Here is a 24,511-nt window from a genome sequence, read left to right on the forward strand (position 1 = left end):
CAACAACGTGCCCCGACGCACGATGAATCAACCCCTCGTGGCTAGGTCGACGGCCGCGACCAACTCCTGTTCGCAGACGTCGAGATCGAGTGACCCGGACCGCAGCACGACGCCGTTGCGCATCGCGAGGACGAACACGGCCATCACCTCCGGGTCGAACACGCGGAACTCGCCGGCCTCCTGTCCCTGTCGCAGAAGGTCGGCGAGCCCCGCGTGATCGGAGTCGGCGATGCCCCCGTCCGTCACCGCCGCGTGGGCCGTGATCCGCAGGAACGCCACCATGTCCGCGCGGTGCTCGCGCAGGAACGCGATGTTGGCGACCAGGAACGCCCGCAGTTCGGCGCGCGCCCCGGACTGGCCCATCCGTGCGTTCACGAATCCTTGGAAGCGCTCCAAGATGTCCGCGAACGCCACGTCGACGAGTTCCTGCTTGTTCCTGAAGTGGTACGAGATCAGTCCCGTGCTGCTCAGTCCGGCCCGTGCCGCGATGGCCTTGAATGACGTCTCCGCGTAGTCCAGCTCCGCGATCGTGGCGATGGCCGCCGCCACGATCTGCGCCCGCCGGGCCTGCTCGGTCACGGACTTTGCTCGCATGAGCAAAACTTAGCACGCCTGAGCAAATCAAGTGTGCCCGTCGACTGGAAAGCCCTGTCAGTCGAGGTCGGACAGGTCGAGGACGAACCGGTACCGCACGTCTCCGCGGTCGAGCCGGTCGAGCGCCTCGTCCACGCGGGCCGACGGCAGCACCTCGACGTCGGCGACGATGCCGTGAGCGGCGCAGAACTCCAGCATGGCGGCCGTCGCCGGGATCCCGCCGCTACCGCCGGAGCTCAGCTTCTTGCGGCCGACGAGCAGGTCCATCGTCTCGAGGGAGAGGGGACCGAGGTACCCGACCTGGCTCAGCGTCCCGTCGACGGCCACCAGCTGGAGGTAGGGACCGAGGTCGTGCTGGACCGGGATGGTGTCGATCAGGACGTCGAACCGGTCGCGGGCAGCGGCCGCGCTCTCCGCGTCGGTGGAGACCACGACGTCGTGCGCACCCAGCCGCAGGGCGTCCTTCGCGCGGTCTGCGGACCGGCTCACGACCGACACCTCGGCACCGAGCGCCGCCGCGAACTTGACCGCGAGGTGCCCCAGCCCACCGAGCCCGGCCACCGCCACCCGCGTTCCCGGACCGACACCCAACGCCCGCAACGGCTCCCAGACGGTGATCCCGGCGCACAGCAACGGCGCTGCGGCTGCCGGGTCCAACCCGGACGGCAGGGGATAGGCGAACTTCTCGCGCACGACGTACTCCCGCGAGAAGCCGCCGAGTGTCGTCGTCCCGTCGTAACGGTCGGTACCGCCGTAGGTCAGCGTGGGGAACTCACGGCAGAAGTTCTCCTGGCCGGCCACGCACATCGTGCACACGCCGCAGGAGTCGACGATGTTGCCGACCGCCACGGCGTCGCCGACCTGGAACGCCGTCACGTCCGGCCCGGCCTCGGTCACGACGCCGGTGAACTCGTGACCCGGCACGAGGGGCCCCTCGCCGTTGTGGCCGCGCAGGGAGTGCAGGTCGGTGTGGCAGACCCCGCAGAAGTCCACGCGCACCGCGATGTCGTCGCTGCGCAGGTCACGTCGGGAGATCGGCGTCGAGCGCAACGCCGTTCCGTCGGCCTGCCAGCCGGTGGTGCTTCGCATGACGCTCCTTCAAACAGACTGTTCGGTCTATTTCAAGCTAGCCCGCTGCGGCCCGAAAGTAAACCGACTGGTCTGTCGGTACAGTTCCCCCATGCCCGACCAGCAGCTGACCACCCGAGGCGCCGCCACCCGGCAGCGCATCATCGACGTCGCCACCCGCGAGTTCGCCGAACACGGCATCGCCGGCGCCCGCATCGAACGGGTCGTCGCCGCCGCACGCACCAACAAGGCCCAGCTCTACGCCTACTTCGGCAACAAGGAAGGCCTGTTCGACGCGATCTTCTTCGCCTCGCTCGAACGCATCGTCGACGTCGTCCCCATCGACGCCACCGACCTCCCCGACTGGGCCGTCCGCCTCTATGACGAGTACCTGCAGAACCCGGAGCTCATCCGGCTGGCCACGTGGACCCGCCTAGAACGACGCCCCGCCGGCCATCTCGTCACCGAGACCGACCGCCTCGACACGTCCAAGCTCCAGGCGATCACTCAGGCGCAGGCGGACGGACTGGTCCGCGACGGTGATCCGTTCGACCTGATGGCCATGGTCATCGCGATGTCGATGGCGTGGTCGCCGGTCAGCAACGTCTACGCGGCCACCGCCGGCGAACCCGCCGAGGCACACGACCGCAGGCGGGACTTCCTGCGCGACAGCGTGCGCCGCGCCGTAGCCCCCTGACCTTTGGAATTCGTCCAAACAGCATGCTTTCAGGTTGACCTGCGGCGAATGGGTGGAGCCAAACGGAACAGCCGCTCTACGTTGTCCCGCATGCCTTTGCGGAGATCAACGGTGCGCGGCCGCGAGTTCGGTGACGCGATGCGGGCGCTGCTGCGCGCGGCCGACCTCACGAACCGGGCCGCCGCCGAGCTGTTGGGCTGGCAGGAGGCCAAGGTCTCGGAACTGGTCAACGGCAAGGAAGGCGTGAGCGACGTCGACCTCGCCAAGTTGCTGGGACTGTTGCGCACGCCGCCCGACGAGTTCGACCACCTGATGGCCCTGCACCACGAAACCCACCAGCGGGACTGGTTGCAGCCCAAAGCCGGTACCAAGGACAGGGCCCGCACACTGCGCGAGCAGGAGCAGAAGGCGACCGGCGTCACCGGCTGGTCGATGAACGTCGTGCACGGCCTGGTGCAAGCTCCCGACTACATCGCCGCCATGGTGAACTCATCACGGCAGCTGTCGGCAGAAGAACGCCCTGGTGCGATCCGCAACCGGATCGAGCGTCAGAACGCTGCTCTCGACGGCTTCCGAGCCATCACGCTCTACATCCACGAACAGGCCCTCCGCCTGCCGGTCGGAAGTCCGGATGTCATGGCTGACCAGCTTCATCACCTGCTGCGCGTGTCGGTCCGGCCTTACCTGACGATCCGAGTGATCCCCACGGCGGCTGGGCCGCACGACGGACTGTCAGGTTCGTTCGACATGCTGACCTTCAAGAAGATCCCGCCGCTCGTCTACGTGGAGAGCGCGGGAGCTACGGTGTTTCTCGAAGATCAGCCTTCGGTCGGTCTCTACGAAGACGTGCTGAAGTCACTCGGACGGACGGCGTTGGACGAGGCGCGAACCAGGATGCTGATCACCGACATCATCGGTGAGGAGTTTCGTCATGACCTGCTGGCGGAAAAGTAGCTACAGCGCTGCCGACACCAACTGCGTCGAGGTGGGCCGTGGGGTCGGTGTACGGGACAGCAAGTCCCCGTCCGTCGAGCTTCCGCTCAGCGCCGACCAGTGGGCGGACTTCCTGCGCATGGTGACCAAGCAGTCCTGAGTGCAACCAAAGGTTGCGCGAGCTGACCTCTCCGGCTAGCGTGAAGTGCAACCGATGGTTGCGCTTTGAGGAGAGTCGCATGGAGCACGGAAGCATCGAACGGGAGTTGCGCATCGACGCCGCCCCCGAGGTGGTCTACGAGGTGGTCAGCTCGCCCGAGCACATGCGCGAGTGGTGGCCCGACGAGGCCGAGTTCGAACCGGTGCCCGGTGGCACCGGCACGATCAGCTTCGGCGACCCGGCCTCTCCGGACGTGAAGGTCGAGCAGCTCACCGTCGTCGAGGCCGACCCGCCGCGGAGGTTCGCGTTCCGCTGGGTCTACGACCAGGGGGCGTCGGCGGCGCCGGGCAACTCGCTGCTCGTCACGATCGACCTGATCGCGTCCGGCGACGGCACGGTGTTGCGTTTCAAGGAGACCGGGTTCCGGGAGCGCGGCTGGGAGGCCGCCGTGCTGGAGCAGGCCTACGCCGATCACGTCCGCGGGTGGGACCACTTCCTGCCGCGCCTCGTCGCGCGTGCCGACGCCCTGGTCGCGCGATCGTGAGCACCGCGATCGACGACGACCTCTGGTCCGCGGTCGGCGACCCGACCCGTCGCCGGATGCTCGACCTGCTGCTCAGTGACGGGGGTGGCACCGCGACGACGTTGAGCGAGCGGCTCCCGGTCACCCGGCAGGCGGTCGCCAAGCACCTCGGTGTGCTCGACCGCGCCGGTCTGGTGCACGTGACGCCGGCCGGACGCGAGCGCCGCTACGAGGTGGACGAGGCGCAGCTCGCCCGCGCGGTCGCCCAGCTGTCCGCGGTCGGCGCGACCTGGGACGCCCGGCTGCAACGCATCAAGCGCATCGCCGAGCGGATCCAGCGTGACAGGGCTGATCGAGAGGCAGGACCTGAGAAGTCATGACGACACCGGCGCCGCGCACCGAGCGCGGCTACTCCACCGTCGAGCGGTCACCGGCCGAGGTGCCCGTACCACCCATGTCCGACCAGGCCGCCAAGGCCGAACTCCTGCGTTCGCTGCACGTCCCGGGCGACCCGCTCGTGCTGCCGAACGCCTGGGACGTCGGCAGTGCCCGCGTCGTCGTCGAGGCGGGCTTCCCGGTGATCGCGACGGCGAGCAACGCGATCGCCGCCGCGCTGGGCTACGACGACGGGGAGGGAGCGCCGAGGGACGAGATGATGTTCGTCGCCGCGCGCATCGTGGCGTCGGTGGACGTGCCGGTCACGGTCGACGCCGAAGCCGGGTACGGACTGCCTCCCGGCGAGCTGACCGAGCTGATCACCCGGATCGGCGCGGCCGGCTGCAACGTCGAGGACACCGACCACGCGAACGGCGGTCTGGTCGACCTGGACGTGCGTGCCGCCTACATCGGGGAGATGAGGGCGGCCGCGAACCGGATCGGGGTGCCGTTGGTGATCAACGCGCGGATCGACTCGTTCTTCCCCGCCTCGCCGTTCTCCGGGGAGCGGAGGCTGACGGACGCCATCAGCAGGGCGGAGGCGTACCGGGCGGCCGGCGCCGACTGCGTGTTCGTGCCCGGAGCCGGGCCGGAGGACCTCCGTGCGGTCGTCACCGAGGTCGGCGCTCCGGTGAACGCGGGTCTGCCGTTGCGGGGTGGGTCGCTGCAGGCGCTTCGTGCGGCCGGTGTCGCCCGTGTCTCGGTCGGCCCGCAGCTCTACCGCACTGCCCTCAGCCACCTGCGCTCCGACGTCGAGCAGCTCGCGACCCGCCGATAGGCGGGTTTAGCGCAATTGTCGCCCGTGAGCGGCGTCACAGGTGCATGCTGTGTGCACAAGCTCAACCCGAGGACTGATGACCATGACGAGTGCGACCGCGGGCTCCCGCCACAACTGGGAGACTGACCTGGAGCGCTATCGAACGAGGGCGGTCCAGGTGCTCGACACGCACCTGCCCGCCACCACCGGCTGCACCGAGTGCGGCGACCCGTGGCCCTGTGCCCGCGCCTGCACCGCCGAGTTGGTGCTCGAGCTCTGACGCCTACGAGTTCACCCGCCCCAGGAACGCGCTGATCCCGGACGTCATCCGCTCGACCTGCTCGTCGAGCGAGAGCGACTCCTTGAACCGCGAGCCGGGTCCCGCGCTCTTCTTGCCCCGCAGGTACAGCGAGCAGGCCAGGTCGGCGCAGACGTAGACGCCGACCGTGTTCCCCAGTTGCCCGGACTTGCCGGCCTTGCGGGCGCTCATCAGCGACACCCCGTCCCCGGAATGCGTGGTCAGGCACCACGAGCACATGGTCTTGCGCGCGCGTCCGGCCTGCGCCGCTCGTCGCAGCGCGATGCCCACGAGCCGTCCCTCCAGCTCGGTCACGAGGTACGAGCGGTCGGGCGCGGCCGGGTCGGTCCAGCCGAGGAAGTCCAGGTCGTCCCACGGCCGCTCGCCCAGATCCCTGGGTACGTGCATGCGCTTCGCCTCGCCCTTGGTGGAATTGACGAAGGACGCGCGGATGTCGTGTTCGGTCAGCGGCTTCATGACCAGGGACGCTAGGCTTACCTAGAGGTCCTAGGCAAATCATTAAGGACCCTAGGAAGGGTGACGGATGGCACGTGCGGGGCTCACGGCCGACCGCCTCACGCAGGCGGCGGCGGACCTGGCGGACGAGGTCGGCTTCGAGAACGTGACGGTGTCCGCGCTGGCCCGCCGCTTCGGGGTGAAGGACGCCTCGCTCTACTCGCACATCCGCAACGCCCAGGACCTGCGGGTCCGGCTCGCCGTCCTGGCGCTCGCCGAGCTCGCGGACCGGGTGGCGGAGGCGATCGCGGGACGGTCGGGCAAGGACGCCCTGGTCGCGTTCGCGAGCGCCTACCGCCGGTACGCCCACGAGCACCCCGGCCGCTACTCGGCGATGCAGATGGCGCTCGACCCCGACACGGCAGCGGACAGCGCGGCCGGCAAGCACGCCGAGATGACGCGCGCGCTGCTGCGGGGCTACGACCTGTGGGAACCCGACCAGACCGACGCGGTACGGCTGCTGCACAGCACGTTCCACGGGTTCGTGTCGCTGGAACGTTCCGGCGCGTTCCACAGCCACCCGCGCGGGGTCGAGGCGTCGTGGCTCAGAGCCCTGGACGCGCTGGACTCGCTGCTGCGGGCGTGGCCCGCCTGAAGAAGTTGACGAGGTTGCCGTCGGGGTCGCGGACCAGCAACGAGCGGTTGCCCCACGGCATCGTGGTGGGTTCTTGGATGACCTCCACGCCGGTCAGGTTCTCGTGCACGCCGTCCACGTCGTCGACGAGGAACTCGATGATGACGCTGCGGTTGGCGGACGGCTCGGCCGACCCGGCGGCGAACAGCGCGACGGTGCGGGTGCTGCCGATCGCGAGGGTGGCCGACGAGGTCTTGATCTCGGCGAAGTCCTCGGTGGCCCAGGTCGCGGCCACGCCGGTGGCGCGTTCGTAGAAGCCCGCGAGGCGGGCGACGTCGGCGGTGATGATGCGGATCGATGCGAAGTCCATGACCGCACGCTAAAACCAATACCGGACAGAACCCGCCCGGTATGTGCGGGAGGATTGCGGTCATGCCCCGGCCCGTCGCCCGCGTGCTCGCGCTCTTGGAGCTCCTCCAATCAGGAGGCGTCCGTACCGTGGGCGAACTCGCCGAGCGCCTCGACGTGGACGAACGCACCGTGCGCCGGTACGTCGGCCACCTGCTCGACCTCGACGTGCCGGTCGAATCGGTGCGCGGCCGCTACGGCGGATACCGGCTCGCTGCCGGGTACCGTATGCCGCCGCTGATGCTGAGCGACGACGAGGCCCTGGCGGTGCTGGTAGGCCTGGTCACGGGTCTGATGACGGGTACAGCGAGTGAGACGGCGGCGGCGAAGGTCCGGCGGGTGCTGCCCGCACGGCTCGCCGGCAGGCTCGACGCGGTGCTGGGCTCGCTCGCGTTCACCGACCGGCGCGAGTCGCCGGCCGTTCCGGACGCGCCGGTCCTGCTCGCGATCGCCGACGCGGTGACCCACCACCGGCCTGTGGCGCTCCGGTACACCGCCGGGGACGGCAAGCGGAGCGACCGCACGTTCCACCCGTACGGACTCGTCGCGCACTCGGGCCGGTGGTACGTGACGGGCTCCGATCCGGCGGTCGGCGAGGACCGGACGTTCCGGCTGGACCGCGTGGTCGCCGTCCGGACCCTGCCTGGTTCGTTCGACCCGCCCGGCCCGGTCGACGCGGCGGAACGCGTGCTGACCGGGATCGCGACCGCGCCGCACCGGCACGAGGTGACGTTGCGGATCCAGGGCACCGCCGAGCAGATCCACACCCGGCTTCCCGCGAGCGTCGCGGTGGTGGAACCAGGCGCCGAGGGCTGGTCGCGGGTCGTGCTGCGGGTGGAGCGGCTCGACTGGCTGCCCGCCGTGCTCGCGTCGCTGGACCTGTCGTTCGTGGTCGAGCGGCCGGACGAGCTGCGCGACCTCGTCGCGGCTCTCGCCGGTCGGCTCCTGCGGTCGGCCCGCCTCCTCACCTGCCCTGATCATGGACCGATCGGTCCATTACGGGTAGTCTCGGACCGTGCCGCGCCCACGCCAGTTCGACGAGGAACTCGTGCTGTCGGCCGTGCGGGCGGCGTTCTGGGACAAGGGGTACGCGGGCACGTCGCTCGACGACCTCCTGACGGCCACCGGCCTGGGCAAGGGGAGTCTGTACGGGGCGTTCGGGGACAAGCAGAGCCTGTTCCTGCGCGTCCTGCGCGAGTACGACGAGGCCAACGACCGGATGCTGCGCGGGTGGCTGGAGCGCGCGGACCGGGGCATCGACGTGATCCGCGACTTCGTGACCGGGTCCTTGCTCGACCCCAGCGGTGAGCAGGCCCGCCGGGGGTGCCTTCTCGCCAACACCGCGATGGAGCTCTCGGCCAGCGCCGCCGAGGTGGCCGCGGAGGCGCGGCGCAGCTACGCCGCGACCACCGCCGTGCTGGCCGAGGCGGTACGCCGGGCGCAGCGCGAGGGCGACGTCGCGTCCCGTCTCGACCCGGACGTCACCGCCCGCGCGGTGCTGGCCGGTCAGCTCGGGCTGGTCGTGCTCGGCCGCATCGGCCAGGACCCCGCCGCCCTGTCGGCCATGGCCGAGGCTCTGCTCGCCGGTCTGCTCCCCTCTTCCTGAGACATCTCCGCAGTGGCCTGCGCCACGATGCTCCCCGAGTTATTGACCGAACGGTCCACATCGGGGTGTTATGGACCAATCAGTCAATAACTGGAGCGGAGTGGTCATGAAGGTGCTGGACGGCAAGGTCGCGGTCGTGACGGGCGCGAACGCGGGCATCGGGCTGGAGATCGCGCGGGCTTACGTCGCCGAGGGCGCACGGGTGTTCGTCGCCGGCCGCCGCGAGGCGCAGCTCGCCGGGGTGGAGGCCGAACTGGGGTCCGCGGTGACCGGGATCCGCTGCGACGTGGGCCTGCTCGACGACCTCGACCGGCTCTACGCGACGGTCGCCGAGCAGGCTGGCCGGATCGACGTCCTGGTCGCCAACGCCGGGATCGGGATCGCGGCCCCGCTGGGCGAGATCACCGAGGAACAGTTCGACGCCATGTTCACCACCAACGTCAAGGGCACGGTGTTCACCGTGCAGAAGGCGTTGCCCCTGCTCGCGCCTGGGGCGTCCATCATCCTCACCGGGTCGACGGCGGCCTCGCGGCCCGAGCCGTTCCTGCCGGTGTACGGGGCGACCAAGGCCGCGATCCGCAACCTGGCCCGCGGGTTCGCCCACGGCGCCAGGACACGCCAGTACCGGATCAACGTGCTCTCGCCCGGCGGCACCCGCACGCAGGGCTTGCTCGACCTGGTCCCGCCCGAGGCGCTCGCCGCCGGCGAGGCGGCGGTTCCGCTCGGCAGGCTGGCCGAGCCCCGGGAGATCGCCGCGGCGGCCGTGTTCCTCGCGTCGGACGCGTCCAGCTACGTCAACGGCTCCGAACTCGCCGTCGACGGTGGCTACGCGCAGATCTGAGGCAGGGTCTCGGCGAGGAGATGGCGCTTCGGCCGGAGCCGGTGCGCGGGCAACGTGAACTGCTTGGATGAGGTCCATGCGAGCCGTGCTGCTGTCCGCGCTCCTGGCCCTGTCCCTCCACCGGCTACGACTGCTTCGACACGCTCTCGCACACCGACGACCCGCGCGTGACCGGCCAGGCGCGGGAGAACCGCCAGCTGCTCGAGTCGGCGATGGCGCGGGCCGGGTTCCGCAACCTGCCCGAGAAGTGGTGGCACTTCACGCTCAACGACGAGCCGTTCCCCGACACCTACTTCAACTTCCCCGTCGCGCGCTGACCGCCGCCCTTCCGCCAGCCCGCACGGACGCTGCGGCCAGGCCGCCGGTCGCGCCACTGTGCACTGCGACTACTCCACGGGAGGCAGTGTGCACGACCATTTGCCGCAGCCGCGGCGCGAGCAGGCCCTTCCGGTGGCGAGGCCGACGCGTGCCGGGTTGATGGCCCTGCAGAGCGCGGCCGGCAACCGCGCGATGGGCAGGTTGCTGTCGGTCCAGCGCAACGTCGGCATCGAGCTCGAAGACTCGAAGTGGTCGGTGGTCACCGACACGAGGCCACGGAAACGCGTCGACAAGGGCGTCCCCATCGCCGTCCGCGACGAGTTCCAGTTGCAGGCCGAGGACGCGGGGACCGGGTCCGTCCTCGAGATCGTGTCGCACCCGCCGGGTGTCATGGACCCCGGCGGTCTCGAAGCGCTGATTCGGCAGATCGGCGAGACCATCACCCAGCTCGACAAGCGGGCCACCGGCAAGAAGTTCCGCGCGTTGAAGCTGAAAGACGGCTGCAAGGGGTTTCTGCTCGAGTCGAAAGACCCCTTCACGCCGTTCGCACAGGTGACGGTCGGGGTGCCGCTGGCGCGGATCCCCCAGTTGTTCGCCGCGCTGACCCAGGCGCGCGCCGCCGTGGTGCAGGGCCCCAAGGACAGCTGGCCGCACCAGGCCGCCGAACGGATCGTCGACTCGCCCAGCCCCGACCTGACCGGGCTGATCCACCTGCTGCGGTCGTACCTCGTCGCCGGCGATCGCGGCGACTCCGCTCGCACGCTCAAGGGGCTCGTGCGGGCCATGTCCAGGACGGACTTCGCGACCCTGTTCACGATGATCCCCGCGGACGAGCAGCGGGTCATCCGCGACCGCCAGGAGCTGTGGGTCGCCGCGCTCACGGACGAGCTCGCGATGGGCGGGGACGACCGCGCGTCGGCACCGGTGTTCTCCCAGCACCTCAGGTACGACAACAAGGGCATCACGTTCGGGCACCGCAACCACACGAGCCGGCGCGATTGGCTGGAAGGCATGTCGGCCAGGGGTGTCGACCTGTTGACCGCCCGCGGCAAGGCGGGGTTCCTGGAGGGCGGCGAGCGCGCGGAGTCCCTCCGGGCCGGCATCGAGTGGGCGCCACCGAAGATGGGACCGGCACAGCTGCTGCAGGTGTTGGAGGAGATCCACGAAGGGCTGGGTGCGCTGGGTCCGCGCGTCGACCAGGTCGCGCACCGCGACGAACCAGAGAGCACGCCGGCCGCGATCATCGAACTCCGCGAGATTCCCGACGGCCTGGATTGGCGCGTCGCGCTCCGGAGGATCTACCAGTGCGTCCACGACGTGATCTCCCAGGAGGGGCAGCACCCGTTTTCCTACGTCAGGACGGCGGACGGCGAGGCCAGGCGGCGCGCGGCGGGCAAGCTCGCCGACGCCCTGTCGCCGGAGAAGAAGGGCTCCTAGTCGTGCGGTGCCAGGGCGCATTCACAGGCGAGGTCGGGTCAGCAACCGGGAGAGCACGATCGCACTCTCGGTCCGGTCGACGAGAGCCGTGGAGCGCACTCGTTGAATGGCCTGCTCCAGGTGCGGGATGTCCCGGGCGAGCATGTAGAGCATCGCGTCGGCGGCACCGGAGACGGTGCAGGCCTCGATGACCTCAGGGATGTCGTGGAGAGCCTTCGTCAGCTCGGCGGGGGTGGGGTTGCCCGTGCAGTAGACCTCGACGAACGCCTCGGTGTGCCACGCCATGGCCTGCGGGTCGACCAGGGCGCTGAAGCCGCGGATCGCCCCGGTGGCGACGAGGCGGTCGAGCCGTCTCTTGGCGGCGGACGGCGACAACCCCGCTGCCTTGCCGATTTGGGCGTACGTGGCGCGGGCGTTGCGCAGCACGCACCGGATGATCGCTTCGTCGATGTCGTCCATGCCCAGAGGATCCGGCCTGGTGCAAATAACTGCCATAGAGCACTGATCTTTGCAAAGAATGCGCTGGTAGATGCCGATTTTGGCGATTGATTGCGTGTGCGGGCGAACCTAATCTCACGGCTCGTGACCATCAACGATGTCGAGGCGGCGGCGCTGGCCGCGGTGGACGAGGCCGCGATCGGCCGGCTCCTGCTGGACCTGCTCGCGGTGCCGAGCGTGACGGGCAGTGCCGCGGAGTCCGAGGCGCAGCACGTGCTGGCGGGGCACCTGGAGCGGCTGGACCTGGACGTCGACCTGTGGTCCATGGACCTGGCCTCACTGCGGGCGCACCCCGACTTCCCCGGTGGCGAAGCCCCGCGCACAGAAGCGTGGGGACTGGTGGGCTGCAGCCGTGCGACCGGCGACGGGCCGACGTTGATCCTGCAGGGGCATGTCGACGTGGTCCCGCCCGGCGACGTGGCGCAGTGGGACGGCGATCCGTTCCGCCCTCGGGCCGTCGGCGACGTCGTGCACGGCCGCGGGGCGTGTGACATGAAGGCCGGTGTGGTGGCGATCCTCGCCGCGCTGGCCGCGATCCGTGCGGCGGACGCGAGACTGCGCGGCCAGGTGTCGGTGCACTTCGTGGTCAGCGAGGAGGACGGCGGGCTCGGCGCGTTCGGCACGATCCAGCGCGGCCACACCGGCGACGCCTGCATCATCACCGAGCCGACCAGCGGCGCGCTGATGGTCGCCAACGGCGGCGCCCTGACGTTCCGCATCGAGGTCCCCGGCCAGGCCACGCACGGCAGCACCCGCTACGCCGGGGTCAGCGCCATCGACGCGTACCTGCCGATCCACGCCGCGCTCGCCCGCCTCGAGACCAGGCGCAACGCCGACGCCGATCCGCTGATGTCGGGCTGGAAGATCCCGTACCCGCTGTCGGTCGGCACGGTGCGGGCCGGCGACTGGGCGAGCAGCGTGCCGGACCTGCTGGTCGCCGAGGGACGGCTGGGCGTGGCGCTGGGCGAGGATCCCGCGCAGGCCCGCGCCGACCTGGAGGCGTGCGTGGCCGAGGCCTGCGCGTCGGACCCGTGGCTGCGGTCGCACCCGGCCGTCGTGACGTGGCCCGGTGGTCAGTTCGCCAGCGGCAGGCTGCCGGCCGCGCATCCCCTGGCGGCGCTGGTCGGCGACGCGCACGCCGACGTCACCAGGTCCGCGCGACCCGCCGAGCAGGTGCGCCTTACGGCAGTGACCTGCGCCTGTACGCGGGAGCGGGAATCCCGACGCTGCAGTACGGACCCGGTGACGTGCGGTTCGCCCACGGCCCGCAGGAGCAGGTGCGGGTCAATGAGGTCGTCACGGTGGCGCGGGCCCTGGTCCTGGCCACCCTGCGGACGGTCGGGTGACTGCCCCTACGGCCGTTGTCGTGAACGTCGGGGTGGAACAGCCTGGATTCCATGCTCCACGCCCAAGCCGTCCAACCCACCCGGAGCCCGCTGACGCACGCCCCTGCCCACGCGCTGCAGAGAGCCGTGGGCAACAGGGCCGTCACCGGGCTCGTCCAGCGGCTCGCGGTGCAACGGGCGTCACGGTCGGACCTGCTCACCGCGTTGCGCGGGGCGATCCAGGCCGGTGAGTGGCAGACGGTCGCCACCCGGCTCAACGGGTTCAACGACGCCGACATCGTCCGGCTCTCGGCAGGCCTGTCCGTGGGCGAGGCCGCCAACACCAGGGCCGCCGTCGCGGTGCACCTGGCCGGGTGGCCGCAGGAGCAGACGATCATCGCGGCGCTGGACAGAGGGCGGGCGGAGGTCGCCCGGATCGGACGGATCTACCAGGTGTACGAGCAGGCGGTCCGCGCCGGCGAGTGGGCCGCGGTGACCCGCCAGCTGCACGCCATGTCCGACCAGGACATCACCTCACGGCTGGCGAAACTCCCACCGGACGCGATCCGCGACCTGGCCGAGGTCGCGCACGACCACAGCGAGCGCATCGCTGGCAAGGTGGCGAAGGCGGCGAAGGACCGGGGCGTCGAGGTACCCGACAGGTCCGCCCACCTGGTCGTCGGCGACCGCGACCTCGGTCCCGTGGCCGAACGCCAGCAGACCGGCGGCGAGCGCATCGTGGCCGTCGACTCCGAACTGGCCAGGGGAGAGGGCGCGTCGATCGGCGGCCGTTCCGTGGCCAGCGGCCCGGTCGTCGTGCTGAGCGCCCTGCCCGCGGTCGACCTCGCGAAGACCGCCCGCGAGGCCAGCGGCATCTACCGCATCGTCGCCTGCCGACTCGTCCCCATCACCACGCAGACGGTGGCCCGCCGCGCGGCGTTCGGCCTGGCCGTGAAAGCGCCGGTGTTCGTCGTGCTCACGCTGGTAGGCGTCGCCATCACGCTCGGGGTCGCGTACGCCATCGCGCACACCCAGGAAATCAACGCGCAGATGGACAAGTGGGGCGGCACCCTGCCACCGGGCGGCCTCGCGGACACGGACCCCGCGCAGGAGGAGAAACCCGACGGCGGCGACGGCGAGTGCGAGTGCCCGCCCGGCACGAACGCCACCTACGGCGGCCTCGACTCGCTGGGTCGCGCGACCGGGGTCCGCGCCACCATGCGCGGCCGCACGTGGTCGGGCCAGCGCCCGCTGGAGGACCCGGCCGGCTACTCGGGTGTCGTCGCCGGGCAGCACCGGGCCCACCTGCTCGCCAGGGTGCTGGGTGGCAGCGGGGGACGGGAGAACCTCGTGCCGTTCGGCGGGCTGCAGAACATCCGGATGTACGTGGACGTCGAGTCCCACGTCGAGGAGTTCGTCACCCTGAACCCGACCACGTGCGTCGAGTACACGGCGACCCCGGTCTACGAGGGCAACGTCCTGTCGCCGGTCGCGATCGAGGTGGTGGCGCGGGATCTGTGCACCGGCAAGGAGATCATCCGCCGAACGGTCTCGAACTACACGATCCACTGATGTCGCGGCACCTGTGCGTAGCCGGCCAGGCTGTCCGGTGCACGTGGAACTCGCAGTCGAAGTCGATGCCCATGTTTTTCAGCCCTCTCCGTGCGGCAGAGCCAGCGTGATCAGGGCACCCCAACGGAACTCCCGCCCGCCATTTCTGGCCGCCGATAATGTTCACTTATCGGCGGCCAGACTTTTCCCGCCCAATTGAGTAGCGTTGCGTTACTTAACGTTATTGCACACGTATTTCTGCTACGCTATCGCCGTGGAGACGAGCTGCAACTTCCCCGGCTGTGAGCGCCCCGTTTTTCGAGGTGGCGGGCCTGGCAGGCCTTCGGAGTACTGCGATCTGCCGGAGCACACGCGCTGGCGGGCGTGGCGGGAGAGGCAGCGACTGGCGGAAGCCCCCGAGCAAAACGTGGAGGTCGTCACCGTGACGAATCTCCCCAGGGTCTCCGGTACCGCCAAGATCAGGGCCGAAGAGCTCCTCGACCGGTTCCGGGTGCTGTCGGAGCAGATGCACCAGACCCTCGGACGGGCCGTCGGTGAGCTGAACGCGATGGCTGACCCGAGTGTCGCCGAGAGCCTGGTGCAGGCCGCCGAAGCCGAGGCCGCGCGACGGGTCGCGGAGGCGCAGGCCGAGGTGGCTTCCGCGGAACGACGCCGGCACGAGGCGGAGCAGGCGCGCAAGGCCGCCGAGGAGACCACCGAGCAGGCGGTGCGCGCGGCGGAGGAGGCCGACGACGCCGTCGACACCGCGGTGACGGAACGGGACGAGGCTCGCGAGGCGGCGAGGGTCGCTGTTGACCGTGCTGAGGCGGAGATCGCCGAGGTCCGGGTGCAGGCCGCCGCGGTGGTCGAGGAGATCCGGGCCGAGGCCGACGAGAAGGTGCGTCAGGCGCTGGAGGCGGCTGAGCAGGCGAAGTCCGATGCGGTGAAGCACGCCGAGCAGGCGCGAAGGCAGGCGGCCAAGGAGATCGAACAGGCTCGTGCCCAGGCCGCCCAGGAGGTCGAACGGACGCGCGTGGAGGCGCAGGCCGTGGTGGAACAGGCCAAAGCCGAGGCGTCCGCGGCGGTCGAGGCCGCTGGCCAGGCGCGACAGGAGGCGGCGGAGACCGTCAGCCGGGCCGCGAAGGCACGGGATCAGGCAGTGGTGCGAGCGGAACGCGCCGAGCAGGCCGCCGCGGACGCGCGGGCTGAGCTGGAGCGGTCACGCGGGGAGTTCGAGACGCGGTTCGCGCAGGTCAGGCAGGAGAGCGCGGAGCAGGTGGCGGCGGTACGGCAGACGCTCGCCGTCGTGGAGGACGCGCGTACCCAGACGCTGACCCGCGCCGAGCGTGCGGAACGTCAGCTGGACGAGGCGGCGGAGGAGCTGCGGGCAGCGCGGCGGGCGAAGACCTCGTCCTGAGAAGCCGCCATCTCGCGCAGGGCGGACTTGCGTTCGCGCTGGGTGAGCCGGTCCAGGTAGAGCCTGCCGTGCAGGTGGTCGGTCTCGTGCTGCAGGCAGCGGGCGAAGTAGCCGCTGCCCTCGACGACGATCGGGATGCCGTCCTTGTCCTGGCCGCGCACGACGGCGCGGTCGAGGCGGGCCACGACGCGGTACGGGCCCGGCACGGACAGGCAGCCCTCCGGTTCCTCGAGGAGGGTGCGCTGGTCAGCGGGCACGTCGTCGAGCACGGGGTTGAGGATGTGGCCGGTGTGGCGGGTTCCCCACTCGTCGGTCATGTCCCACACGAACAGCTGCGCGTCGACGCCGACCTGGTTCGCGGCGATGGCGGCGCCCTCGGCTACGTGGTTGGTGGCGAACATGTCGTCGATCAGCCGGGTGAGCTCGGGCGTGCCGAACTCGGTGACCTCGCGGCAGCGGCGGGTCAGGATCTCTTCGCCGACGACGGTGATGCGGCGGGGTGAACCAGGCATGCTTTGCAAAGTAGCAGTCTTTGCAAAGTTATCGGTAGGGTGCCCGTCATGTCCCGACGCCCGCTACCGGACCACCCCGTGCGCCTCGCGTTGCTCGACCTGCTGGCCGAGCACGGCACGCTCACCTCGACCCAGGCCGCCGCACGACTCGGCGAGAGTTCGGGGTCGTGCTCGTTCCACCTGCGGCAGCTCGCTGAGCTGGGGTTGATCGAGGAAGCGCCGCACCAGGGCGGCAAGGCACGCCCGTGGCAGCTGCGGTGGGAGACCGACGACGAGCCGGCGGACGACGCGTTCACCGCGCTCATCCACGTGACCCCGGACGAGATGGCGGAGATCAGCGCGTCGATCCGGCGCCTGCTGTTCCGCTACCGCGACCGGGGCACGCGCCCCGCGGACGCGGTGGCCGTGACGGCGGAGGTCAGGTTGCGCACCGGCAACCCAGTAGGCTGACCGGCGATGGACGAGCTGAAAGGCGACTGCGCCAACTGTTTCGGATTGTGCTGCGTCGCGCTGCCGTTCGCCAGGTCGGCGGACTTCGCGGCCACCAAGGACGCGGGCTCACCCTGCCGGAACCTGCTGGCCGACCACTCCTGCGGCATCCACGACCAGTTGCGGCAGAAGGGTTATCCCGGCTGCACGGTCTACGACTGCTTCGGCGCGGGCCAGCGCGTGTCGCAGACGGTGTTCGCCGGCGTCGACTGGCGCACCGGCGAGCGGCAGAAGATGTTCGCGGTGTTCCCGGTCGTGCGGCAGCTGCACGAGCTGCTCTGGTACCTCGCCGAGGCGCGCCGCCTGGACCCGCACGACGATCTCGCCGAGGCCTACGCCGACGTCGAACAGCACACCGTCGCCACGCCGGAGGACATCCTCGCGCTCGACGTCGCGGAGATCCGGGCGAAGGTGAACGTCCTGCTGCTGCGCACCAGCGAACAGCTGCGGGCCAGCGCGAAGTCCTACCGGGGCGCCGACCTGATCGGGGCGCGGCTGCGCAACAAGAACCTGAGCAGCGCGGACTTCCGCGGCGCGTACCTGATCGGCGCGGATCTCACGAACTCCGACCTGTCGCGGGCGGACATGATCGGCGCCGATCTGCGGGGCGCCGACCTGTCGGGGGCGGACCTGAGCACCTGCCTGTTCCTGACCCAGCCGCAGGTGAACGCGGCGCGGGGCAACGCGCGGACGAAGCTGCCCGAGGCGCTGTCCCGGCCCGCGCACTGGACGGCGCCCGCCAGGCGCCACTGACGCTCCCACGCTCATGTGACGGCTCTACCAGCGGTTTCGACTTGACTGAAAATTTAGTCAGGAATACGGTGGGGGCATGAACAGGCGCAACTTCGTGCAGTCGGCGGCAGCCGCCATCAGCGGTCTGGTCGCCGGGTGCGGGAGCGGGACCGGCGGCACCACCGCCGGCGAGAAGTCGTGGGTCATGCCCGAGGAGGGGCAGCCGCACCAGCGGACGTGGATGGCGTTCGCGGCCGGCGAGCGGATCTGGGGCCCGGATCTGCTGCCCCAGGTGCGGCGTGACCAGGCCGCGGTCGCGACGACGATCGCCCGGTTCGAGCCGGTGTCGATGCTGGTGCGGGCCGAGGACCTGGAGCTGGCCCGGTCGTTGATGCCGGGGGTCGAGCTGGTGACAGCGGAGTTCGACGACCTGTGGATGCGCGACACCGGACTTGTTTTCGTGACCGGCGGCGGTGCGGTCGACTTCAACTTCAACGGCTGGGGCGGCAAGCAGGACCACCGTGGTGACGCGAAGGTCGCCGGGTTCGTCGCCGCTCAGGCCGGTGCGGAGCGGGTGCGGACGGACCTGGTGCTGGAGGGTGGCGCGCTGGAGGTCGACGGTGAGGGCACGGCGATCATCACCGAGAGCTGCGTGCTCAACAGCAACCGCAACCGGGGCTGGCAGAAGAGCGACGTCGAGGCCGAGCTCGCGCGCCTGCTGGGGATCAGGAAGGTGATCTGGCTGCCGGGCATCGCCGGGCGCGACATCACCGACGGCCACACCGACTTCTACGCGCGGTTCGCCGGGCCCGGCGTGGTGGTGGCGGGGCTGGACAACGACCCCGAGTCGTTCGACTACGACGTGACGCGCCGTCACCTGGAGATCCTGCGCGGCGCCACGGACGCGGCGGGCAGGCCGTTGCGGGTCGAGGTGATGGAAGGGCCCGAGACGGTCCGGGTGCGGGATGAGGACTTCGCGGCCGGGTACGTCAACTTCTACGTGTGCAACGGTGCCGTGGTCGGGCCGGAGTTCGGTGACCGGCGGGCGGACGCCGCGGCGAAGGCGACGATGGAGCGGCTGTTCCCCGGACGTACGGTGGTGCAGATCAACATCGACGCCATCGCGTCGGGCGGGGGCGGCATCCACTGCACCACGCAGCAGCAACCCCGGTAGCGAGAACGGAAGTGAGGGCGCCAGTGTCGGAGCGCAGGACCCAGATGCTCGAGGCCGCGGTGCGGGTGATCGCGCAGGACGGCGTGCGCGGGTTGCGCGTCGAGAAGCTCGCGGCCGAGGCCGGGGTGTCCACGGCGTTGATCTACTACCACTTCAAGGACCGTGCCGGGATCCTGCGGGCCGCGCTGGAGCACGTGAACCAGCGCGCGCGGTCCTACACCGGCGGGGCCGAGTCCGACGACCCGCGCACACGGGTCGAGCAGATGCTCCTGGGCGAGCTGCAGGACGACGCGGTGGTGCGGGAGACCAGCGTCGCGTGGGGTGAGCTGCGGGCGAGCGCGGCGTTTGACGAGGAGCTGCGCGCGACGTTGCGCACGGCCACCGAGGCGTGGAACGCCGACGTCGAAACGCTGGTGCGGCAGGTGGATCCGGAGCTCGACGCGGTGGCCGCGGCGGAACGGCTCACCGCGCTCGTCGAGGGGTTGAGCGAGCGCTGGCACAGCGGCTCGCTGACCCTGCGGCGGGCGCGGGAGCTGCTGGCCGGCGCGATCGCCCGCGAACTGGACTAGGGCCCTAGACGGACAGGCGCTGCTGGGCGACGGCGCGCGCGAAGCCCTCGACGTTGTCGATCATGATGTTGTGGCCGGTGTTCGGCACGGAGACGAGCTGCACGTCGGCTCCGGCGAGTTCGCGGCCGCCACCGGGCGGGGCGTCCTCGGGGTGCAGCAGCACGCGCGGGATCTCCAGTTCCAGCAACAGCTTGCGCATCGTCGGGGACGTGCCGCGGACGAGGTCGACGGCGCTGCGGTAGAGGGCTTCGCGGCCCGCCATGCGCATGGTGGCGGCCCAGTGCGGGCCCACGTCGCGCAGCACGCGGTCGAAGCCGTGGCTGAGGAAGTCCGCCTCACCGTAGGCGGCGATGCCGCGGCTGCCGGGGGCGCCGAGCGACGGCGTGGTGGGGTCGATGTTGGGGTCGACGAGCACGAGCGAGCGCACCATCTCGGGGTGGCGTGCGGCGAGCACGATGGCGACGGCGCCGCCCATGCTGTGGCCGATGATCTCGCAGCGGCGCAGGCCGATCTTCGCGAGCGCGACGGCGAGGGCGTCGGCATGGCCCTCGAGGGAGTAGGCGAAGCCCGCGGGGCGGTCGCTGATGCCGAAGCCGAGCAGGTCCAGCATGAGGCTGCGGCGGCCGGCCAGCAGCGGGTGCGCGACTGCCTCGGCGTAGTAGGGCGCCGACGAGGCGCCCAGTCCGTGCAGGTAGACGCGTGCCGGCGTGGCACCCGGCACTTCGACCCAGCGGATCCGGACCCCAGGTCTGATCTCGACGGCGCGCATGTCTCTCCCGGCGGTTAATCGGTTTCAGGACCCTACCTCGCGCTCAGACGGGCCGAGCGCGGTTTCCGAGAGTCCGTTCTCATCTAGTCGACGAGCCGCGCGGACACCACTGCGAACAGCAGCGTCACGGCGGTGAACACGAAGGTGTAGCTGAATCCTATGGCGGCGTGCAGAGGGCGCGATCGCGCTCCCTCGCACAGGTGCAGCTGCCAGTAGCCGGCGCCGAGGCCGAAGACCAGCCAGGGCAGGACGAGCAGCGGTGGTACCGGTCCGCCGAGCAGGCCGCCGACCGCGAACGGGGTGGTGGCGGTGATCACGCCGGTGGCGAGGGCCATCGGCCAGGGGTGCCCGGTGAGGTGGCCCGAGAGGTGTCCGGCGGCGGCCGCGACGGCGCTCGCGAGCAGCACGGCGGTGATCGGGACGACGAGCAGCCACGCTTCGTGGGAGCCGGTGACGGGGACGAGGGCGATCGCGATCAGGAGCACGACGGCGGTCGGTGTCAGCGGCAGCACCCAGGCGCGGCGGAGGGGCATCGCGTGATGTTCGTCCCTCCCGGCGCGGATCGACAGCGACCGAACGGCGGCTTTTGACGCGCGTCCGCCGGGCTCGGCAACCCCTGGTGGCCGGGGTTCCGGGATGTGGACGTCGTTGGCTGATCTCGTCCGGCACGACGCTGGCGTCCGAGTTCTCGCGCTGGTGCTTCGGCAACGTCGGCTGGAAGATCGGCAAGCGTTGCGCGGCTCCTCGGTAGCGACGGGGGTCTGACAGTGCCGCTGACCTCGATCGGGATCTCCGATCGGTCAGTCGATCCCCAGCGCGGCGCTCGCGGCGGTGACGGTCGCGGCCCGCAGTTCGTCGAACGGGGCGTCGGGGAACTGCATGGTGCAGTCCTGCATGCCGCCGAACGCGAGCACCGCGCGAGCCTGCTGCTCCAGCGTGGCCTCGGGTCCGAACACCAGGGCGGTGAGCCGGGCGCGCCAGGACAGCACGACGTCGATCAGGCCGAGCTCCGCGAGCGTGGTCAGCTCGGTGAGCAGCAGCAACATGTCCTTGCGGTGGCGGTGGTGGAAGTCGAAGAAGCCCTCGACGAGTTCGCGCGCCGGCACGTCGGTGCGCTGTTCCATGCGAGCGAGGAACTTCTCGCCGTCGTCGAGCAGCGGGGTGACGATGCTGCGGACGAGGTCCTCGCGGGAGGCGAAGTGGTAGTAGAGCGCGGGTTTGGTGATGCCGAGGCGGTCGGCGATCTCCTGCAGGCTGGTCTGCTGCACGCCCTGACGTGCGAACAGCTCCCGCGCGGTCTGCATGATCCGCTGCTTGGTGTCGGACTGTCGTACCACGCCCAGAATCCTACTTAACGATCGGTAAGTCTCGGGTGTACGCTCGCGGCAAGTCACTTACCGACCGTTAAGTAAGGGGGTTTGACGTGCGTGTTCTCGTCTCCGGGGCCAGCATCGCAGGTCCGGTGCTCGCCTACTGGCTCACCCGGCACGGGCACGAGGTGACGGTGGTGGAGCGGTCACCGGTGCTGCGCAAGACCGGCGGGCACGCGGTGGACCTGTTCAAGCCGGCGATGGACATCTCCGAACGCATGGGGGTGCTGCCGCGCATTGAGACGCTGGCGACCGGCACGACGCGGCTGACGTACCTGCGCGAGGGGACGCGCAAGCCGCTCAGCGCCGACGTGACGAAGCTGTTCGCGGCCGCGTCGGACCGGCACGTCGAGGTCATGCGCGACGACCTGAGCGAGATCTACCACGACGCCACCCGCAAGGACGTCGAGTACGTGTTCGGCGACTCGATCACGTCCATCGGCGACGAGGTGACGTTCGAGACCGGAGCGCCGCGCCGGTTCGACCTCGTGATCGGCGCGGACGGGCTGCACTCGAACGTGCGGCGGCTGGTGTTCGGCGAGGTCGCCAAGACGTTCGTGGGCGCGTATCTGGCGGTGCTGTCGGTACCCCGCGATCTGGGTGTCCCGGGAGAGATGATCGGGCACATCGGACCGGGACGCACCGCGGCGGTGTACGGGGCACGGCACCTCGACGACGCCCGCGCGGTGTTCCTGTTCCGCTCGCCCGAGCTGTCCTACCACCATCGCGACGTGGCACGGCAGAAGGAGCTGCTGCGGCAGGCGTTGCGCGGACTGCATCCCGAGGTCGACTCGTGGCTGGAGCACCTGGACGGCGACGGCGCGTTCTACTTCGACTCGATCACCCAGCTGCGGACGGACACGTGGTCACGCGGGCGGGTGGCGCTGGTCGGGGACGCGGCGTACTGCCCCGGCCCGGCGATCGGCGGCAGCACCAGCCTCGCGGTGCTGGGCGCGTACGTGCTGGCGGGCGAGTTGTCCGCGGGCGGGGACCACGCGGCGGCGTTCGCGCGCTACGAGAACGAGATGCGGGACCTGGTGCACCGCAGCAGGGCGTTCGCGCTCGGTGTCGCGAAGACGCTGATCCCGTCGACGCGGCTCGGCGTGTGGGGTCTGACGCGGGGCGCGCAGGTGCTCACGTCGTTGCCGTCGTGGGTGGTGCGGCCGCTGGCCAAGCTCAACTCGAAGGGCGTGCGGATGCACGACTCGATGCGGGTGCGCGACTACGGGCGTCAGGGCGCCGGAACTCCGGCGCCCTGACGGCTCAGCTCAGAACTGCAGGCTCCACTTGTCGAGGAACCCGGTGTCCTGGTTGGCGTTGTCGTTGACCCGCAGCTGCCAGGTGCCGTTGGCGGCCTCGCTGGAGGCGTTGACGGTGTAGGCGGTGTTGATGTTGTCCGTGCCGCCGCCGGAGCGGTTGTGCAGCACGTACACGGTGCCGTCCGGAGCCACCAGGTCCACCTTCAGGTCGCCCTGGTAGGTGTGCTTGATGTCCACGGCGACCTTGAGCGTCGACGGGGCGTTGCCCGTCAGGCCGGACGCGGTGATCGGGGAGTTGATCGTGGTGTTGTCCCTGATCTGGAAGTCCGCGGCGTTCTCGAAGAACTTGCCACCGGGGTCCGGCGGGTTCACGCCGCAGTACTGCGCTTCCTTGCCGATGGCCTCGTACGGGCAGTCGGCGCGGTCCAGTAGCTGCAGCACGGCCTCCTTGTTGCGGGCGGTCTGCGCCGGGATCACCTCGTCGGGCGGGTAGAAGCCGCCACCGCCGGCGCTGCCGGGGTACATCTCGAAGGTGTAGGCGAAGATGCCCTGCGTGCCCCACAGCCAGTCGGGGATCGACCCGTCGGTGATGTAGAGGTCGCTGGACTGCTCGGGTGTGTAGTTGTTCGTCGAGGCCATCGACTGGCCGATGGTGGCGAACGTGTCGCGCTGGTCCTGGGTCAGGCCCGGTGCGACGTCGTCGTAGGTCCAGCCCCACGGCCACAGGATGAGCTCGCTGTAGGTGTGGAAGTCGATGGACGCGGTGATCTGCTGCTTGCCGCCGACGTTGCGGCCGCGCACGAAGTCGGCCACGACCTTCACCTCGGGCGCGGACTCCGCGCTCGGCCCGCGGTAGGTCTCCGAACCGGTGCTGCCGCTGGAACCGCCGCAGCAGCCCCACTTGTAGTTCCAGTTGCGGTTGAGGTCGGTGCCGACGTTGGCCGAACCGGCGTTGGGCTGCCGGTTCTTGCGCCACGACCGGTAGGTGCCGGTCGCGATGTCGTACTCGCCGCCGTCGGGGTTGACGTCCGGGATGATCCAGATCTCGCGGGTGTCCACGAGGCCCTTGATGCGCGCGTCGGACGCGTACTGGCTCGTGAACTGGTTGATCAGGTACAGCGCCATCTCGACGGTGAGGTGCTCACGCGCGTGCTGGTGCGCGGTGAACAGCACCTCGGGCTCGTTCTCGTCGGCCGCGACGTTGTCGCTGATCTTGAGGGCGAGGATGTCGCGGTTCTCGTAGGTCTTGCCGATGACCTGTTTGCTGATCAGGTTCGGGTGCGCCGCGACGGCGTTGTTGATCGCCGTCGTCATCTCGGCGTAGTTGTGGTAGTTCGAGTCCGCCGCGGGGAAGTCGAACGGGCCGATGGCCGAGCTCGCCTCCATCCGCTTGGGCAGCTCGGTGACCTCGAACCCCTGTGCCTTCAGGTTCTTGGCCTCGCGCGCGGTCGCGGTGATCACGACGATGCCGTGTTCCTCGACCGAGTCGATGGCGGCACCGGACTTGGCGAGCTTGGTGCGCTGATCAGCGGTGCGGACGTTGCTGACCTGGTAGTTCGTCGACGTTTCCTCGGCGCCGGGGGCCGCGCCGGTGGGCACGCCTCCCATGGCGAACACGACGCTCGCGGCGACGGTGACCCCGATCAGGGGTCTGAGATGGCTCTTTCGCATGCAGGGCAAC

At 70.3% G+C, this 24,511-nt stretch carries 29 protein-coding genes and 2 pseudogenes; 21 read left to right on the forward strand and 10 right to left on the reverse strand.

Annotated elements, in window-relative coordinates; genetic code table 11:
• Positions 1-27: 27 nt before the first annotated feature.
• Together IEY88_RS15025 and IEY88_RS15030 are read right to left on the reverse strand one after the other, a co-directional pair.
• Complete coding sequence (locus IEY88_RS15025) at positions 28-594, reverse strand: TetR/AcrR family transcriptional regulator (protein ID WP_189155295.1); 567 nt, start codon at positions 592-594, stop codon at positions 28-30.
• A 57-nt stretch (positions 595-651) separates the two neighbouring features.
• A complete protein-coding gene (locus IEY88_RS15030; protein ID WP_189155296.1) occupies positions 652-1,683 on the reverse strand; it encodes an NAD(P)-dependent alcohol dehydrogenase in 1,032 nt (343 codons plus the stop codon).
• Between the two features lie 91 nt (positions 1,684-1,774).
• On the opposite strand from IEY88_RS15030, the gene IEY88_RS15035 reads away from it, so the two are divergent.
• The 7 genes from IEY88_RS15035 (at position 1,775) to IEY88_RS15065 (ending at position 5,447) form a co-directional block, all read left to right on the forward strand.
• Complete coding sequence (locus IEY88_RS15035; RefSeq protein ID WP_189155297.1) at positions 1,775-2,359, forward strand: TetR/AcrR family transcriptional regulator; 585 nt, start codon at positions 1,775-1,777, stop codon at positions 2,357-2,359.
• A 90-nt stretch (positions 2,360-2,449) separates the two neighbouring features.
• Positions 2,450-3,313, forward strand: coding sequence for a helix-turn-helix domain-containing protein (locus IEY88_RS15040; RefSeq protein WP_268241238.1), 864 nt, complete (start codon positions 2,450-2,452; stop codon positions 3,311-3,313).
• A complete protein-coding gene (locus IEY88_RS15045; protein WP_189155299.1) occupies positions 3,291-3,452 on the forward strand; it encodes a DUF397 domain-containing protein in 162 nt (53 codons plus the stop codon). The genes IEY88_RS15040 and IEY88_RS15045 overlap by 23 nt, the downstream gene beginning before the upstream one ends.
• A gap of 79 nt (positions 3,453-3,531) precedes the next feature.
• Positions 3,532-3,996, forward strand: a complete 465-nt coding sequence (locus IEY88_RS15050; protein WP_189155300.1) for an SRPBCC domain-containing protein — start codon at positions 3,532-3,534, stop codon at positions 3,994-3,996.
• Positions 3,993-4,355 (forward strand): ArsR/SmtB family transcription factor, encoded by a 363-nt coding sequence (locus tag IEY88_RS15055; protein ID WP_189155301.1) that lies wholly within the window; start codon positions 3,993-3,995, stop codon positions 4,353-4,355. The genes IEY88_RS15050 and IEY88_RS15055 overlap by 4 nt, the downstream gene beginning before the upstream one ends.
• A gap of 74 nt (positions 4,356-4,429) precedes the next feature.
• Positions 4,430-5,188 (forward strand): isocitrate lyase/PEP mutase family protein, encoded by a 759-nt coding sequence (locus tag IEY88_RS15060; RefSeq protein WP_189155450.1) that lies wholly within the window; start codon positions 4,430-4,432, stop codon positions 5,186-5,188.
• 82 nt (positions 5,189-5,270) lie between these two features.
• Positions 5,271-5,447, forward strand: a complete 177-nt coding sequence (locus IEY88_RS15065) for a hypothetical protein (protein ID WP_189155302.1) — start codon at positions 5,271-5,273, stop codon at positions 5,445-5,447.
• 3 nt (positions 5,448-5,450) lie between these two features.
• On the opposite strand, the gene IEY88_RS15070 is transcribed toward IEY88_RS15065, so the two are convergent.
• The gene (locus tag IEY88_RS15070; protein ID WP_189155303.1) at positions 5,451-5,942 is read right to left on the reverse strand and encodes an FBP domain-containing protein; all 492 of its coding nucleotides are present in this window, start codon (positions 5,940-5,942) and stop codon (positions 5,451-5,453) included.
• Positions 5,943-6,009: 67 nt separating this feature from the next.
• Here IEY88_RS15070 and IEY88_RS15075 point away from each other — a divergent pair, with 67 nt between their 5' ends.
• Positions 6,010-6,576 (forward strand): TetR/AcrR family transcriptional regulator, encoded by a 567-nt coding sequence (locus IEY88_RS15075; RefSeq protein WP_189155304.1) that lies wholly within the window; start codon positions 6,010-6,012, stop codon positions 6,574-6,576.
• Here the strand turns inward: IEY88_RS15075 and IEY88_RS15080 are convergent.
• Positions 6,527-6,925: a VOC family protein gene (locus IEY88_RS15080; RefSeq protein ID WP_189155305.1), complete on the reverse strand. Its 399-nt coding sequence runs from the start codon at positions 6,923-6,925 to the stop codon at positions 6,527-6,529. The genes IEY88_RS15075 and IEY88_RS15080 overlap by 50 nt on opposite strands.
• Positions 6,926-6,987: 62 nt before the next feature.
• On the opposite strand from IEY88_RS15080, the pseudogene IEY88_RS15085 reads away from it, so the two are divergent.
• From IEY88_RS15085 to IEY88_RS15105, 5 genes and pseudogenes are all read left to right on the forward strand, one after another.
• Positions 6,988-7,851 (forward strand): annotated as a pseudogene (locus IEY88_RS15085) (helix-turn-helix transcriptional regulator); the annotation flags it as partial.
• Positions 7,852-7,978: 127 nt separating this feature from the next.
• A complete protein-coding gene (locus IEY88_RS15090) occupies positions 7,979-8,569 on the forward strand; it encodes a TetR/AcrR family transcriptional regulator (protein WP_189155306.1) in 591 nt (196 codons plus the stop codon).
• Positions 8,570-8,675: 106 nt separating this feature from the next.
• Complete coding sequence (locus IEY88_RS15095) at positions 8,676-9,410, forward strand: SDR family NAD(P)-dependent oxidoreductase (RefSeq protein WP_189155307.1); 735 nt, start codon at positions 8,676-8,678, stop codon at positions 9,408-9,410.
• Positions 9,411-9,541: 131 nt separating this feature from the next.
• Positions 9,542-9,727, forward strand: a pseudogene (locus IEY88_RS15100) (M15 family metallopeptidase); the annotation flags it as partial.
• Positions 9,728-9,815: 88 nt separating this feature from the next.
• Entirely contained in the window at positions 9,816-11,165 is a 1,350-nt protein-coding gene (locus IEY88_RS15105) for a hypothetical protein (RefSeq protein WP_189155308.1), read from the forward strand.
• Between the two features lie 21 nt (positions 11,166-11,186).
• Here IEY88_RS15105 and IEY88_RS15110 read toward each other — a convergent pair whose 3' ends face one another.
• Positions 11,187-11,624, reverse strand: coding sequence for an Lrp/AsnC family transcriptional regulator (locus IEY88_RS15110; protein ID WP_189155309.1), 438 nt, complete (start codon positions 11,622-11,624; stop codon positions 11,187-11,189).
• Between the two features lie 123 nt (positions 11,625-11,747).
• Between IEY88_RS15110 and IEY88_RS15115 the strand changes: the two genes are divergently transcribed.
• The 3 genes from IEY88_RS15115 to IEY88_RS15125 all read left to right on the forward strand — a co-directional run bounded on the left by IEY88_RS15115 (position 11,748) and on the right by IEY88_RS15125 (position 15,956).
• Positions 11,748-13,103: an ArgE/DapE family deacylase gene (locus tag IEY88_RS15115; protein WP_229693398.1), complete on the forward strand. Its 1,356-nt coding sequence runs from the start codon at positions 11,748-11,750 to the stop codon at positions 13,101-13,103.
• Complete coding sequence (locus tag IEY88_RS15120; protein ID WP_189155310.1) at positions 13,061-14,560, forward strand: DNA/RNA non-specific endonuclease; 1,500 nt, start codon at positions 13,061-13,063, stop codon at positions 14,558-14,560. The genes IEY88_RS15115 and IEY88_RS15120 overlap by 43 nt, the downstream gene beginning before the upstream one ends.
• 421 nt (positions 14,561-14,981) lie before the next feature.
• On the forward strand, positions 14,982-15,956 hold the full coding sequence (locus IEY88_RS15125) for a coiled-coil domain-containing protein (RefSeq protein WP_189155311.1): 975 nt from the start codon (positions 14,982-14,984) through the stop codon (positions 15,954-15,956).
• On the opposite strand, the gene def is transcribed toward IEY88_RS15125, so the two are convergent.
• Positions 15,896-16,468, reverse strand: coding sequence for a peptide deformylase (gene def / locus IEY88_RS15130; protein ID WP_189155312.1), 573 nt, complete (start codon positions 16,466-16,468; stop codon positions 15,896-15,898). The two genes, IEY88_RS15125 and def, sit on opposite strands and share 61 nt — an antisense overlap.
• Positions 16,469-16,516: 48 nt before the next feature.
• Between def and IEY88_RS15135 the strand changes: the two genes are divergently transcribed.
• From IEY88_RS15135 to IEY88_RS15150, 4 genes are all read left to right on the forward strand, one after another.
• On the forward strand, positions 16,517-16,918 hold the full coding sequence (locus tag IEY88_RS15135; protein ID WP_189155313.1) for a winged helix-turn-helix domain-containing protein: 402 nt from the start codon (positions 16,517-16,519) through the stop codon (positions 16,916-16,918).
• Positions 16,919-16,924: 6 nt separating this feature from the next.
• Positions 16,925-17,710, forward strand: a complete 786-nt coding sequence (locus IEY88_RS15140) for a pentapeptide repeat-containing protein (RefSeq protein WP_189155314.1) — start codon at positions 16,925-16,927, stop codon at positions 17,708-17,710.
• 76 nt (positions 17,711-17,786) lie between these two features.
• Positions 17,787-18,863, forward strand: coding sequence for an agmatine deiminase family protein (locus IEY88_RS15145; protein ID WP_189155315.1), 1,077 nt, complete (start codon positions 17,787-17,789; stop codon positions 18,861-18,863).
• Between the two features lie 23 nt (positions 18,864-18,886).
• Positions 18,887-19,432 carry a TetR/AcrR family transcriptional regulator gene (locus IEY88_RS15150; RefSeq protein WP_189155316.1) on the forward strand — a complete coding sequence of 182 codons (546 nt, stop codon included), beginning with the start codon at positions 18,887-18,889 and terminating at the stop codon, positions 19,430-19,432.
• 4 nt (positions 19,433-19,436) lie between these two features.
• On the opposite strand, the gene IEY88_RS15155 is transcribed toward IEY88_RS15150, so the two are convergent.
• The 3 genes from IEY88_RS15155 to IEY88_RS15165 form a co-directional block, all read right to left on the reverse strand.
• The gene (locus IEY88_RS15155; protein ID WP_189155317.1) at positions 19,437-20,201 is read right to left on the reverse strand and encodes an alpha/beta fold hydrolase; all 765 of its coding nucleotides are present in this window, start codon (positions 20,199-20,201) and stop codon (positions 19,437-19,439) included.
• Between the two features lie 83 nt (positions 20,202-20,284).
• Positions 20,285-20,734: a hypothetical protein gene (locus tag IEY88_RS15160; protein ID WP_189155318.1), complete on the reverse strand. Its 450-nt coding sequence runs from the start codon at positions 20,732-20,734 to the stop codon at positions 20,285-20,287.
• Positions 20,735-21,001: 267 nt separating this feature from the next.
• Complete coding sequence (locus tag IEY88_RS15165; protein ID WP_229693399.1) at positions 21,002-21,538, reverse strand: TetR/AcrR family transcriptional regulator; 537 nt, start codon at positions 21,536-21,538, stop codon at positions 21,002-21,004.
• A gap of 86 nt (positions 21,539-21,624) precedes the next feature.
• Between IEY88_RS15165 and IEY88_RS15170 the strand changes: the two genes are divergently transcribed.
• Positions 21,625-22,830, forward strand: a complete 1,206-nt coding sequence (locus IEY88_RS15170) for an FAD-dependent monooxygenase (RefSeq protein WP_189155319.1) — start codon at positions 21,625-21,627, stop codon at positions 22,828-22,830.
• Between the two features lie 9 nt (positions 22,831-22,839).
• Here IEY88_RS15170 and IEY88_RS15175 read toward each other — a convergent pair whose 3' ends face one another.
• The gene (locus IEY88_RS15175) at positions 22,840-24,501 is read right to left on the reverse strand and encodes a M14 family metallopeptidase (protein ID WP_189155320.1); all 1,662 of its coding nucleotides are present in this window, start codon (positions 24,499-24,501) and stop codon (positions 22,840-22,842) included.
• Positions 24,502-24,511 lie beyond the last annotated feature (10 nt).

This window comes from Lentzea pudingi (assembly GCF_014646255.1).
GTDB lineage: Bacteria > Actinomycetota > Actinomycetes > Mycobacteriales > Pseudonocardiaceae > Lentzea > Lentzea pudingi.

Coding starts and splice junctions, on each gene's coding strand:
- IEY88_RS15070 (WP_189155303.1), bottom strand. CDS start 5,942: ATGAAGCCGCTGACCGAACACGACATCCGCGCGTCCTTCGTCAATTCC.
- IEY88_RS15060 (WP_189155450.1), top strand. CDS start 4,430: ATGTCCGACCAGGCCGCCAAGGCCGAACTCCTGCGTTCGCTGCACGTC.
- IEY88_RS15140 (WP_189155314.1), top strand. CDS start 16,925: ATGGACGAGCTGAAAGGCGACTGCGCCAACTGTTTCGGATTGTGCTGC.
- IEY88_RS15145 (WP_189155315.1), top strand. CDS start 17,787: ATGAACAGGCGCAACTTCGTGCAGTCGGCGGCAGCCGCCATCAGCGGT.
- IEY88_RS15050 (WP_189155300.1), top strand. CDS start 3,532: ATGGAGCACGGAAGCATCGAACGGGAGTTGCGCATCGACGCCGCCCCC.
- IEY88_RS15175 (WP_189155320.1), bottom strand. CDS start 24,501: ATGCGAAAGAGCCATCTCAGACCCCTGATCGGGGTCACCGTCGCCGCG.
- IEY88_RS15155 (WP_189155317.1), bottom strand. CDS start 20,201: ATGCGCGCCGTCGAGATCAGACCTGGGGTCCGGATCCGCTGGGTCGAA.
- IEY88_RS15040 (WP_268241238.1), top strand. CDS start 2,450: ATGCCTTTGCGGAGATCAACGGTGCGCGGCCGCGAGTTCGGTGACGCG.
- IEY88_RS15110 (WP_189155309.1), bottom strand. CDS start 11,624: ATGGACGACATCGACGAAGCGATCATCCGGTGCGTGCTGCGCAACGCC.
- IEY88_RS15065 (WP_189155302.1), top strand. CDS start 5,271: ATGACGAGTGCGACCGCGGGCTCCCGCCACAACTGGGAGACTGACCTG.
- IEY88_RS15095 (WP_189155307.1), top strand. CDS start 8,676: ATGAAGGTGCTGGACGGCAAGGTCGCGGTCGTGACGGGCGCGAACGCG.
- def (WP_189155312.1), bottom strand. CDS start 16,468: ATGCCTGGTTCACCCCGCCGCATCACCGTCGTCGGCGAAGAGATCCTG.
- IEY88_RS15035 (WP_189155297.1), top strand. CDS start 1,775: ATGCCCGACCAGCAGCTGACCACCCGAGGCGCCGCCACCCGGCAGCGC.
- IEY88_RS15120 (WP_189155310.1), top strand. CDS start 13,061: ATGCTCCACGCCCAAGCCGTCCAACCCACCCGGAGCCCGCTGACGCAC.
- IEY88_RS15160 (WP_189155318.1), bottom strand. CDS start 20,734: ATGCCCCTCCGCCGCGCCTGGGTGCTGCCGCTGACACCGACCGCCGTC.
- IEY88_RS15135 (WP_189155313.1), top strand. CDS start 16,517: ATGTCCCGACGCCCGCTACCGGACCACCCCGTGCGCCTCGCGTTGCTC.
- IEY88_RS15045 (WP_189155299.1), top strand. CDS start 3,291: ATGACCTGCTGGCGGAAAAGTAGCTACAGCGCTGCCGACACCAACTGC.
- IEY88_RS15080 (WP_189155305.1), bottom strand. CDS start 6,925: ATGGACTTCGCATCGATCCGCATCATCACCGCCGACGTCGCCCGCCTC.
- IEY88_RS15075 (WP_189155304.1), top strand. CDS start 6,010: ATGGCACGTGCGGGGCTCACGGCCGACCGCCTCACGCAGGCGGCGGCG.
- IEY88_RS15025 (WP_189155295.1), bottom strand. CDS start 594: ATGCGAGCAAAGTCCGTGACCGAGCAGGCCCGGCGGGCGCAGATCGTG.
- IEY88_RS15030 (WP_189155296.1), bottom strand. CDS start 1,683: ATGCGAAGCACCACCGGCTGGCAGGCCGACGGAACGGCGTTGCGCTCG.